The sequence below is a fragment of the uncultured Thiodictyon sp. genome (assembly GCA_903837595.1).
GTDB lineage: Bacteria > Pseudomonadota > Gammaproteobacteria > Chromatiales > Chromatiaceae > Thiodictyon.
On the sequence record CAILVI010000462.1, the window covers coordinates 1 to 10645 of the forward strand.

Sequence of the window (10645 nt, forward strand, 5' to 3'; positions counted from 1 at the left end):
CATCGCGAACCCCAACGCGGCGTAGCGGAGACCCGAAGCTGTTGGGGTTCCTTCGTCACCCCAACCTACGGCCTAACCCGATCCACGAACTACTTTACGCGAAGGTCGGTATTGTCCCTATTACCCTTACCAATATTACACACATCACAAAGAGTTTGGTAATTATCGAGTGCATCTGAACCACCCTTCGAACGCGGGATAATATGATCGACATGAAGGATGGCGTCGTGTTGCGAGCCCCTGCCGCACGAGACACATTTCCATTGATCTCGCTGGAAGACTTGCCAGCGGATTGCCGGCATCACTTTCACACGCGTCTCGGCCGCTTCCTTTGCGCGCAAAATGACGTCCTCTCGGGAACTAGATCGGCCTTCGGTGGAATCCGAGTTGCCGCCTTCGGCATCCTCCATTAGCCAGCGATTCGCCTTGGCAATCAGATCAAGAAAGCGGACCGGCTCCGCCTTGGCGATACGAATATAAGAGTCATAGATGGGAAAAAAGAGTGCGTACCGCCAAACCAGAGTGTCGATGGCAGCCCTGGAAATCGGATATGCTTCGGCGCCCTGCGACACGAAAGTATTATCAAACAGGCGCTTCCTTATCATGTAGAGGTACATCTCGCGGAATGTCGCAATCGGGGCAATGGTCGCATCGAAATATAGGCGGGGACGCATTTTCGACAGATAGCACAAACTATGCGTCAAGCCCTCAAAGTCAAGATGGAACTGGAACAATTTCTCGTAGGAATCGTTGGAGAGGCCCTTCAACCAATAATGCTCCATGAGCAAACTGAGGCCATCTTCGGTCAGTATCAGGCCAAGCCGAAAGGGAAGAAACTTGACGGGCTTCCCGTCTTTGCGTTTCACACCAGCCCAACGCGGCAGTCTCTTGCCCCCCAAGGCGACGTATGACGAATCATACAGCAACGTCAGTTCCCTTTCCCGTTTCGGTCTGAAATGAGGATAATAGGAGACGATCGAATCATCCAAGACCTCGATATCATAGATCCGCCTGATTGCCGAGACACATTCGTTCATCACCGCGTGCAGGCGCGGCAGGATGGAATGCTTCAGCGCATCAGCGCGAAGTCGGGCGTCATCCACTTGGAACAGGTTTCTGTCGCTTTCATCAAAATCAATTTGTTTGCGGTCCATCATGTACCCGTTTTCCAAACAGCGAGATCATCGGTTTCGCGGTGGCCTGCAAATGCCTGTAATAGCGTGAATATCGGATGTCACATTGCCGGACTGGCCGCTGGAGCGGCCAAGACTGCATTCCCACGCGGAGCGTGGGAACGAGAAGAACCAAGCAATCAACGTCTTACCGAAGCGCTGGCGATGGGTTTCGCTGCGCTCAACCCATCCTACGGGCTGCATTCCCACGCGGAGCGTGGGAACGAGAAATCGCGCCAGGCTGTTTTCTGTATTAAACCAATAAGAATTTTTCCGGCGGGCGCGCGGCACTACCCTCAATAGCGGCACAGTGCCTAGCGCGCCCGACGGAAAAATTCTTATGGAAAGACCGTGTCAATCGCATGATGCAGCGTCGATCGTATGTCCTCATCGTCAGTAATCGGATCAACCAACGCCATCCGGCTCGCCTCGCGCGGTGCAATCCCCTCATCCATCAGATTGGCGGCATAGACCAGCAATCGGGTGGAAATGCCTTCATCCAGCCCATGACCCTTTAGGTTTCGCGCTGCCGCGGCGATCTTGACCAAGGCGGCTGCAATCTCCAGGCTGGTGCCGGTCTCGGTGGCAACGATCTGGGTCTCAAGGTCCGCCGGCGGGTAGTCGAAGACCAGGGCGGAGAAGCGCTGTTTGGTGGATTGTTTGAGATCCTTCATCAGGGACTGATAGCCCGGGTTGTAGGAGATGACCAATTGGAAATCGGGGTGGGCGGTGACGACCTCGCCCTTCTTGTCCAGCGGCATGGCGCGCCGGTGGTCGGTCAATGGGTGGATGACGACAGTGGTGTCCTGGCGGGCCTCGACGATCTCATCCAGATAGCAGATGGCGCCGATGCGCGCGGCAACGGTGAGTGGACCGTCCAGCCAACGGGTACCGGTGGCGTCCAGCAGGTAGCGCCCGACGAGATCCGAGGCGGTCATGTCCTCATTACAGGCGACGGTGATCAGCGGCTTGCCCAGACGCCAGGCCATGTGCTCGATGAAGCGCGACTTGCCGCAACCGGTGGGACCCTTGACCATCACCGGCAGGCGGCGCTGGTACGCGGCCTCATAGAGTGCGACCTCGTTACCCTGGGGCTGGTAGAAGGGCTCGTCTTTGATCCGGTATTGCTCGGTGTCGATGCTCATGGGGGCTCGTGGGGTCGAGGGTGATGTCGAAAGGCCTGAAAAAATCTCACGCCAAGGCGCAGAGACGCCAAGAAGCCTTCGCCCTTGATCCGACGCTAGGCACCGCCCCCCGGCGCGGAGCGCCTGACACATGCGTGACACCGCTGGAGCGGCATCACGAGCGCAGCCGGAGGGCGCGGGTGGAGTGAGATCGATGGGCAACGATAGGGCAACGGGCCAAAAACAAAAAGCCCCCGCGGGGCGGGGGCTTTGTTCAGGGCACGGTCAGCGCCCCGCCCATCTTACTTGTGCTGCGCCGCCGCGCCGATTTTGTCGCGCCAGCCCGGGAAGAGCTTGTCCGCGTCGTGCGGGAAGGAGGTGAAGGCACGGGCGAACTCCTTGTGATCCTTGGCCCACTCGATCGGGTCGGCACCGGCCTTCCAGCACTCGTAGGACTGGCGCAGCGAGATGGCCCCCGCCGCCGGGGAGTCGACGTGACCGTAGGCACCGCCGCCGGCAGTGTTGATGACGTTGCCGTGACCCAGGTTCTCGAAGAAACCAGGCAAACGCAGTGCATTCATGCCGCCGGAGATGATCGGGGTGGTGGGCTTCATGCCATACCACTTCTGATAGTAGACCGGACCCTGGCACTCGTCACGCTCGATCATGTAGGCGATGATCTTGTCGTCCGCGCCGCCTTCCATCTTGCCGTAGCCCATGGTTCCGACGTGGATGCCGGAGGCCCCTTGCAGACGGGAGATCTTAGCCAGCACGAAGGCGGTATAGCCGCGCCGTGCGGACGGCGAGGTGATCATCCCGTGACCGGCACGATGGTAGTGCAGGTACTGGTTGGGGTACTGACGCCGCGCGGTGGTGATCATGCCGGGGCCGCCGACGAAGCCATCGACCAGGAAGGCAACTTTGTCCGCGTCGGGTCCGAAGGTCTCCAAGATGTAGTCCGCCCGGGCGCACATCTCGTAGTGGTCGTCGGCGGTGATATTGGCGGAGAACAGCTTGGCCTCGCCGGTCTCGTCCTGGGCGCGCTTTAGCGAGTCATAGACCAGGGGGATGACCTTCTTCGAGGGGCAGAAGACCTGGTTGCCCTGGGGTTCGTCGTTCTTGATGAAGTCGCCGCCCAGCCAGAACTGGTACGCCGCGTGGGCGAAGGGCTCAGGGCGCAGGCCGAGCTTGGGCTTTATAATGGTGCCGGCGATGTAACCACCGTCCTTCACCGGGCGGCCCAGGATGCGCCACAGGTCGGAGATGTCCTTGGACGGGCCGTCGAACAGCTGGATGGCGCGATCCGGGACATAAAAGTCGATCATCTGACCGTATTCGATGTCGCCCATGCCCTGGTTGTTGCCGATGCACAGGGTCAGGAAGGAGACGATCATCATCCGCCCGTCTGTGATGTTCCGATCGAACAGGTCGAGCGGATAGGCGATCCGCATGTCCTCGTTCGCCTCGTCGATGAAATAGACCAGCGCGTCGACGCCCTTGGTGAAGTCGTCGGTGGTGGAAACCTCAACGTTGGTGCCGGTGGAGGACTCGGCGGCAAAGTGTGCGGCGGCCTCCAGGTAGCCGATGCTGCCCTTGGGCTTCATCCGGTAGGCGACCAGGATGTGCTTGCCGCCCGCGATCAGGTCGGCTTCGGTCAAGCTGAGGTCAGAGTAGCGCGCGGACTGGTCAAGCGACATGGATGGTTCCTAAAGTGGTTGAGTTGGCCGACGTGGGATAAATAGTATCGTGCATCTTCGATGTCTTGTCGCCAAGACCGCCTTGCACTCACTGAGCCGGCAATTTACCCGGACTTGCAACATAAGTACATTCTAAGTATTTTATGGCACACATAAGTTTGACCTTATGCCGGGAGCTGGTCCCCGTCCGCCATTTAGCCGGCTGCCGCGACCGGCGACCGCCCCCCCTTCCCCGCCACCAGAGATCGCCGATGCATCTGACGCTGCGCCAACTTCGGGTCTTCGAGGCCGTCGCCCGCCACCTGAGCTACACCCGCGCCGCCGAAGAACTGCACTTGAGCCAGCCGGCCGTCTCCATGCAGGTGCGCCAGTTGGAGGAGACCGCGGGTCTGCCACTGTTCGAGCGCCTGGGCAAGGGGATCGAACTGACCGAGGCGGGGCGCGAGATCTACAACTATAGCCGCAGCATCAACCGCTCGCTCCAGGAGATGGACGAGGTCCTGCAGTCGCTCAAAGGCGTGAACCGGGGCCGGCTGCACATCGCGGTCGTCAGCACCGTCAACTATTTCGCCCCGCGCCTGCTGGCGGTCTTCCACCAGCGCTACCCGGGTGTCACCCCGCGGCTGGACGTGACCAACCGGGAGACCCTGATGCGTCTGCTGGACAACAACAGTATCGATGTAGCCATCACGGGGATGCCGCCCAGCGACATCGACGTGGAATCAGAGTCTTTCATGGACAACCCGCTGGTGGTCATCGCCCCGCCCACGCATCCTCTGGCGGACGCGCACGCGATCCCGATGGCGCGACTGGGCAGCGAGGTTTTCGTGATGCGCGAACCGGGCTCAGGCACCCGCCAGGCGATGGAGCGGTTCTTCAAGGAGCAGGGTATGGCAATCCGCCACGGCATGCAGATGACCCGCGACGAGGCGGTGAAGCAGGCGGTGCGTGCCGGCCTCGGTCTGAGTGTCGTCTCCGCGCATACCATCGAACTGGAACTGGAGACCGGACGACTCAAAGTCCTGGACGTGCAAGGGTTTCCGCTAGCACGCAAGTGGCATCTGGTGTATCGGCGCGGCAAGCGTCTCTCCCCCGCGGCCCGCGCCTTCCGCGACTTCGTGGTCGAGGAGGCCCCCCGCATTGCCGCGCCGGCCTTATCGTCTGTCCCCGTGCCGACGGTTGAGTACCCCGAAGCGCAACGCCCGATACCACTCGAAGCCTTCAGCAAGCGGCAGGAAATGGGACAGGAGTGACAGGATTTCTCAAGATTTACAATATGATAACTGGAGATAGCAGCCCGTCGGACATCCTGTTAATCCTGCGAAATCCTGTTAATCCTGTCCATTTACTCTCCGGCAGCGCGAACGCTTAATGTTGCTTGGCAAGAACAGCGTTCCTTTTCCTCGAAAGACCGCGCAATCTTTACAGTCATGTTCGACTGTGCCCAGCCGGTGCGCATCGACTACACTAGCCCGCTACCGCCGGCCTCGACCGACCGCCGCTGCACCCGCTTGAGACGGACCAGGCGCGGCGCCCGCTCCGACGGCCTTCCCCCCGTGCCGGCTGCCGCCCGCGCGGGACCTTAAGCGCCACCGGCGCGGCCAGCAAGACGACCGACCAGAATCATGCCTCACCGGCACCCGCTACTCCAATCCATTGACACACCCGCAGACCTGCGCGCCCTGGCCGAGGGTCAGTTGCCCCAACTCGCGGGCGAATTACGTAGTTTTCTCATCGATAGTGTCGCACAGACCGGCGGCCACCTGGCGGCCGGACTCGGCGTGGTGGAGTTAACCATCGCGCTGCACTACGTCTTCGACACCCCCCGCGACCGCTTGGTGTGGGACGTGGGCCATCAGGCCTACCCCCACAAGATCCTCACCGGCCGGCGCTCGCGCATGTCCACGCTGCGCCAGGAGGACGGACTCTCCGGCTTCCCCAAGCGCAGTGAGAGTCCCTACGACAGCTTCGGCGTCGGCCACTCCAGCACCTCCATCAGCGCCGCAGCGGGCATGGCCCTGGCCGCCCGGCAGCATGGGGAGCGGCGCCAGGTGGTCGCGGTGATCGGCGACGGCGCCTTGAGCGGCGGCATGGCCTTCGAGGCCCTGAACCACGCCGGCGCGCTCGACGTCGACCTGATGGTGGTGCTCAACGACAACAAAATGTCGATCTCCCCGCCGGTGGGGGCCATCAGCAACCACCTGTCCCATCTGCTCTCCGGCAAGCTCTACACCACCGTGCGCGAAGGCGGCAAGACGGCGCTCAAGGCCATGCCCCACCTGCGCGAGTTCGTGGGCCGCTGGGAGGAGCACATGAAGGGCATGGTGATGGGCGGCACCCTGTTCGAGGAACTCGGCTTCAATTACATCGGCCCCATCGACGGCCACGATATCCCCGGCCTGATCCGCACCCTGCGCAACATGCGCGGCATCCCGGGTCCGCGCCTGCTCCACATCGTCACCCAGAAAGGCCGCGGCTATGAACCGGCCGAGGGCCAGCCGGTGACCTACCACGGCGTGACCCCCTTCGACCGCCACACCGGGCGACTGATCAAGGGGCCGGCGGGCTCGCCCAGCTATACGCAAATCTTCGGCAGTTGGCTCGCCGACACCGCGGAACAAGACCCGCGCCTGGTGGGTATCACCCCCGCCATGTGCGAGGGCTCCGGCCTCACCGCCTTCGCCAAACGCTACCCGGAGCGCTTTTTCGACGTCGGGATCGCCGAGCAGCACGCCGTCACCCTCGCCGCCGGGATGGCCTGCGATGGCCTCAAACCGGTGGTGGCCATCTACTCCAGCTTCCTGCAGCGCGCCTACGACCAACTCATCCACGACGTGTGCCTGCAGAACCTGGATGTGACCTTCGCGGTGGACCGGGGCGGACTGGTGGGACCCGACGGCGCCACCCACGCCGGGAGCATCGACCTGAGCTTCGGGCGGTGCATCCCCAACCTCGTCATCCTGGCCCCCTCGGACGAGAACGAGTGCCGGGCGATGCTGCGCACTGCCTATGAATACCCGGGGCCCGCGCTGGTGCGTTATCCGCGCGGCGGCGGCTGCGGGGCGATCATCGACCCCGCCGCCCCGGCCTTGGCCATCGGGCGTGGCCGGGTGCTGCGCCGCGGCCGGCACTGCGCCCTGCTCGCCTTCGGGAGCATGGTCGCCCCGGCCCTGGCCGCCGCCGACGCGCTGGATGCCACCGTCGCCGACATGCGCTTCGTCAAGCCCTTGGATGTGCAGCTGATCCTGGAACTGGCGGCCAGCCATGACGTCCTGGTTACCCTGGAGGAAAACGCCATTGCCGGCGGGGCCGGTAGCGCCGTCGCCGAACTGCTATCCGAGCACGGTGTCGTGATGCGACTCATCCACCTGGGACTGCCCGATCGCAACGTGGAGCACGCCGAACACGCCGCCCAACTCGCCGCCTGTGGACTCGACGCGGCCGGCATCAGCACCCGCGTCCATGCCGAACTGGAACGCCTGGGCCTGCATCTCGCCCCAGTCCCCGCCGCCATCGCCGGGTGACCGCCGGCGTCAAGGCCAGCACCAAGGCAGGCGCCGCACCGCAGCGGCGGTGCCTCCCCTGATTACCCGGAGCGCCCAATGAAACCGCTAAACCGCATCGTCAAAGGCGTCCTGATCGCCCTCACCGCGATCCTCGTCCTGGTGCCGATTGCGCTGCCCAGGGTACTGGGCGCCAGCGCCCAACGCGCCTATCAGGACCTGCTGCGCAGCGCCGTCGACTCACTGCCCGCCGGCTGGGTCCTGGTGGAGCGCTATGACCGCGGCTGGTTCCGTTCACACGCCACCGCGGAACTGACCCGGCAAACCGCGGACCACCCGGTATTTGCCCCCGGCCTCAAGCACATCCGTCTCGACAGCCGCATCGACCAAGGCCCCTGGGCCTGGCTCAGCGCCGGGTTCGGCGGCGGCCCCTTCCCCGTGGCAGCCCGGGTCCGCACCCGCGTCGAATGGATCGATGCACCGCTGCCGCTGCCGCCGCTCATCCTCACCACCAGCGTCGGGGCCAACGGCGCCGGGCGTACGCACCTTTTGATCCCGGCCCCCGACCAGACCACCGAGCAGGCCACCGAGGAGGCCGCCAACCAAACCCAGCCGCGGGATGCCTATCGGCTGCATGGCAAGACGATCACCGGCACCGTCGATTTCAGTTTGAACCCGCGCCAGGCACAGGTCGATCTGCGTATCCCGGACCTGGCACTGAGCAACCCCGCCGGCCCTGCGGCAAGCCTGACGGACGCGCAGCTCAGGGCGCAACTCACTGACTGGGCCGGCGGCCTCTTCAGCGGCTACGCCAATCTCGACATTGCCGCTGCCCGGTTCACCGCGGCGCCGCAGGCCGGATCGCAGACCGGCGCGCCCCCCAACGAAACCATCCTGGAACGACTGACGCTGAGGCTGGATCAGGTGCCCGAGGGCGAGGCCCCCACCCTGCGACTCGGCCTGCGACTCAACGCAAGCGCGCAGCAGTTGCGGCTGCGCGGTAACGACTATCAGTCCCCGGTGATCGGCCTGTCGGCCCAGTCGCTGGACGTTCGGACACTCACCGAGATCATTTTTGGCGTGCGTATCCTGATGTCCGACACCGCGACCCCGGCGGAGCGCGGTGTGGCGGGGCTCACGCTGGTGGCGCAGGTACTGCCCCGTTTCCTGGCCGCCGGCCCCAGCATCAAGATCAACCCCTTGACGATGAGCACCACGGACGGCCCGGTGGCGGGGCACCTGGCCATCGCCGCCGTCAACCATGGCAGCGGCAGCAATGGCACTGCCGCCCTGCTTGGCGCCCTGCTGGGCGGCGGACCGGAAACGCTGCTCAGCGGCGACGGCGAGCTCGCCCTACCCCGCCCCGTCGCGGTCAACTGGCTCGCGGGTACCGACACCGCGGCCCGCAGCGCCGCCACGGCGCAATTGCAGGAATGGATCGACGGCGGCTGGGTCACCGCCAGCGACAACCGCGTCACCAGCGCCCTGCGGATCGACCGCGGGAAGCTCACCATCAACGGCAAGCGGGCGCCGCTGCGGTTCTCGGCCGGGCGTTAGCAACCGCCCCGGTACCGGGGCGCAACTCCGGCCACCGTCCGTGCGGCCACTCGTCGCGGCCGGGGGGCCGCTCCTACGCCGTAGGAGCGGCCCCCCGGCCGCGACGAGTGCACCTCTGACCCATCCCACACAAGAACACGACGAAGTCCGCCACCGGTGCTGACAGGTGACATCAGGAACCAGGTCGACCGCATCCGGGACGCCTTCTGGTCCGGCGGGGTATCAAACCCACTCTCGGTGATCGAGCAGATCACCTACCTCCTCTTCATCAAGCGCCTGGCCGACCTGCACACCCCTACGAGGCCACCGCCAAGGACCTGCAGCGGATCGTCGAGACCAAGAAGACTGAGTTGCTGTTCCTCGCGCTCTTCCTGAGGCTGCTCAAGATCGGCGGGCGGACCGCCGTCATCGCCCCGGACGGCGTACTGTTCGGCTCGTCCAAGGCACATCAGGCGCTGCGGCGGATGCTGGTGGAGGAGCACAAGCTCGATGCCGTCATCAAGCTCCCCTCCGGGGTCTTCCGCCCCTATGCCGCTGTATCCACCGCCATCCTGTGCTTCACCAAGACCGTGTCGGCGGCACCGATCAAGTCTGGTTCTATGACGTGCAGGCCGACGGCTACTCGCTGGACGACAAGCGCAACCGCGAGCTGCGAGCTGCGGGAGATCGAAGCGGAGATAGCACAGGGCCTGACGCGGCTGGAGGAGATGCTGAAATGAGCTATCCATCGTCTCGTTCTCCTCGGTCCGCTCGTTCCCGCGCTCCAGCGTGGGAATGCAGTCCGGCTGCTCTAGCGGCCCGTCATCCGCGTCCTGCCCGGCCGCTACCGAATAAAACGCGACGCTGGAGCGTCGTGACTTGCTCCCACGCGGGAGCGCTCATCCTTATACACATGTGACGTACTCCCACGCTGGAGCGTGGGAGCCAGAAACCTGGGAGGACTCGCCGCCGCAAAGTTCAAGGATAACTGTCTTGCTCATGCGGGCAATGCGTCGTATCCTTGTCAATCATGCCGATAAATTCTGTCGAACTTCTCGGCCCACCGCTCATCGAGTCCGATCATGAAAGCATCACTATTTCTTCCTCTGGCCTTAACGCTCTCTGCCAGCTGTTTTGCCAAGACCGACGTGACCGTCAGCGATCTGATCGCCAATCCGCGAGCATACGAGGGTAAAGAGGTGACTATCCGATGCAACGTGCGCTCCGCGGACCTCGGTGCCACTTATTGCAGCGTTGGCAATCAGGATGTATCGCTCAGCGCCAAGACAATGGACAAATCCAGTCTAAAATTCGTATTGGCTAAGTGCTCCAAGCCAATCATTACTCAAAATGACATCAAATGCCAGAATGTTACAGTAACCGCCAAGCTAAAGAGTGCCGAGTATCCTGGATGGTTGGATAATGCCAAAGTAGCTTTCAAATAGAATCGCCGGTGCTGCGCGATCTCGGCAGCCGCGCGGCGGCTTGAGCCGGACAAAAAAAAGGCCTATCGGGTTCACCGATAAGCCTTTTCAATTGGTAGCGGGGGCAGGATTTGAACCTACGACCTTCGGGTTATGAGCCCGACGAGCTGCCAGACTGCTCCACCCCGC

Annotated in this window: 9 protein-coding genes; 6 read left to right on the forward strand and 3 right to left on the reverse strand. The window is 63.3% G+C overall.

What is annotated here, in order from left to right; translation table 11 throughout:
* Positions 1 to 89: 89 nt before the first annotated feature.
* From QZY44_RS27575 to QZY44_RS27585, 3 genes are all read right to left on the reverse strand, one after another.
* Positions 90 to 1157 carry an HNH endonuclease gene (locus QZY44_RS27575; protein ID WP_295455657.1) on the reverse strand — a complete coding sequence of 356 codons (1068 nt, stop codon included), beginning with the start codon at positions 1155 to 1157 and terminating at the stop codon, positions 90 to 92.
* A gap of 353 nt (positions 1158 to 1510) precedes the next feature.
* A complete protein-coding gene (locus QZY44_RS27580) occupies positions 1511 to 2317 on the reverse strand; it encodes a CbbQ/NirQ/NorQ/GpvN family protein (protein WP_295455659.1) in 807 nt (268 codons plus the stop codon).
* A gap of 281 nt (positions 2318 to 2598) precedes the next feature.
* Complete coding sequence (locus QZY44_RS27585; protein ID WP_295455661.1) at positions 2599 to 3993, reverse strand: ribulose-bisphosphate carboxylase; 1395 nt, start codon at positions 3991 to 3993, stop codon at positions 2599 to 2601.
* 251 nt (positions 3994 to 4244) lie between these two features.
* On the opposite strand from QZY44_RS27585, the gene QZY44_RS27590 reads away from it, so the two are divergent.
* The 6 genes from QZY44_RS27590 to QZY44_RS27610 all read left to right on the forward strand — a co-directional run bounded on the left by QZY44_RS27590 (position 4245) and on the right by QZY44_RS27610 (position 10477).
* Positions 4245 to 5246, forward strand: coding sequence for a LysR family transcriptional regulator (locus QZY44_RS27590; RefSeq protein WP_295455663.1), 1002 nt, complete (start codon positions 4245 to 4247; stop codon positions 5244 to 5246).
* A 372-nt stretch (positions 5247 to 5618) separates the two neighbouring features.
* Complete coding sequence (dxs, locus tag QZY44_RS27595; protein WP_295455665.1) at positions 5619 to 7517, forward strand: 1-deoxy-D-xylulose-5-phosphate synthase; 1899 nt, start codon at positions 5619 to 5621, stop codon at positions 7515 to 7517.
* 78 nt (positions 7518 to 7595) lie between these two features.
* The gene (locus QZY44_RS27600) at positions 7596 to 9053 is read left to right on the forward strand and encodes a DUF945 family protein (RefSeq protein WP_295455667.1); all 1458 of its coding nucleotides are present in this window, start codon (positions 7596 to 7598) and stop codon (positions 9051 to 9053) included.
* A gap of 156 nt (positions 9054 to 9209) precedes the next feature.
* Complete coding sequence (locus QZY44_RS35975; protein ID WP_365305404.1) at positions 9210 to 9428, forward strand: type I restriction-modification system subunit M N-terminal domain-containing protein; 219 nt, start codon at positions 9210 to 9212, stop codon at positions 9426 to 9428.
* The gene (locus tag QZY44_RS27605) at positions 9404 to 9772 is read left to right on the forward strand and encodes an N-6 DNA methylase (protein ID WP_295455669.1); all 369 of its coding nucleotides are present in this window, start codon (positions 9404 to 9406) and stop codon (positions 9770 to 9772) included. The genes QZY44_RS35975 and QZY44_RS27605 overlap by 25 nt, the downstream gene beginning before the upstream one ends.
* 342 nt (positions 9773 to 10114) lie before the next feature.
* Complete coding sequence (locus tag QZY44_RS27610) at positions 10115 to 10477, forward strand: hypothetical protein (RefSeq protein WP_295455671.1); 363 nt, start codon at positions 10115 to 10117, stop codon at positions 10475 to 10477.
* Positions 10478 to 10645 lie beyond the last annotated feature (168 nt).

Excerpts from the sequence above, each read along its gene's own strand:
- dxs (WP_295455665.1), top strand. The coding sequence starts at position 5,619 with ATGCCTCACCGGCACCCGCTACTCCAATCCATTGACACACCCGCAGAC.
- QZY44_RS27585 (WP_295455661.1), bottom strand. The coding sequence starts at position 3,993 with ATGTCGCTTGACCAGTCCGCGCGCTACTCTGACCTCAGCTTGACCGAA.
- QZY44_RS27610 (WP_295455671.1), top strand. The coding sequence starts at position 10,115 with ATGAAAGCATCACTATTTCTTCCTCTGGCCTTAACGCTCTCTGCCAGC.
- QZY44_RS27575 (WP_295455657.1), bottom strand. The coding sequence starts at position 1,157 with ATGATGGACCGCAAACAAATTGATTTTGATGAAAGCGACAGAAACCTG.
- QZY44_RS27590 (WP_295455663.1), top strand. The coding sequence starts at position 4,245 with ATGCATCTGACGCTGCGCCAACTTCGGGTCTTCGAGGCCGTCGCCCGC.
- QZY44_RS27580 (WP_295455659.1), bottom strand. The coding sequence starts at position 2,317 with ATGAGCATCGACACCGAGCAATACCGGATCAAAGACGAGCCCTTCTAC.
- QZY44_RS27600 (WP_295455667.1), top strand. The coding sequence starts at position 7,596 with ATGAAACCGCTAAACCGCATCGTCAAAGGCGTCCTGATCGCCCTCACC.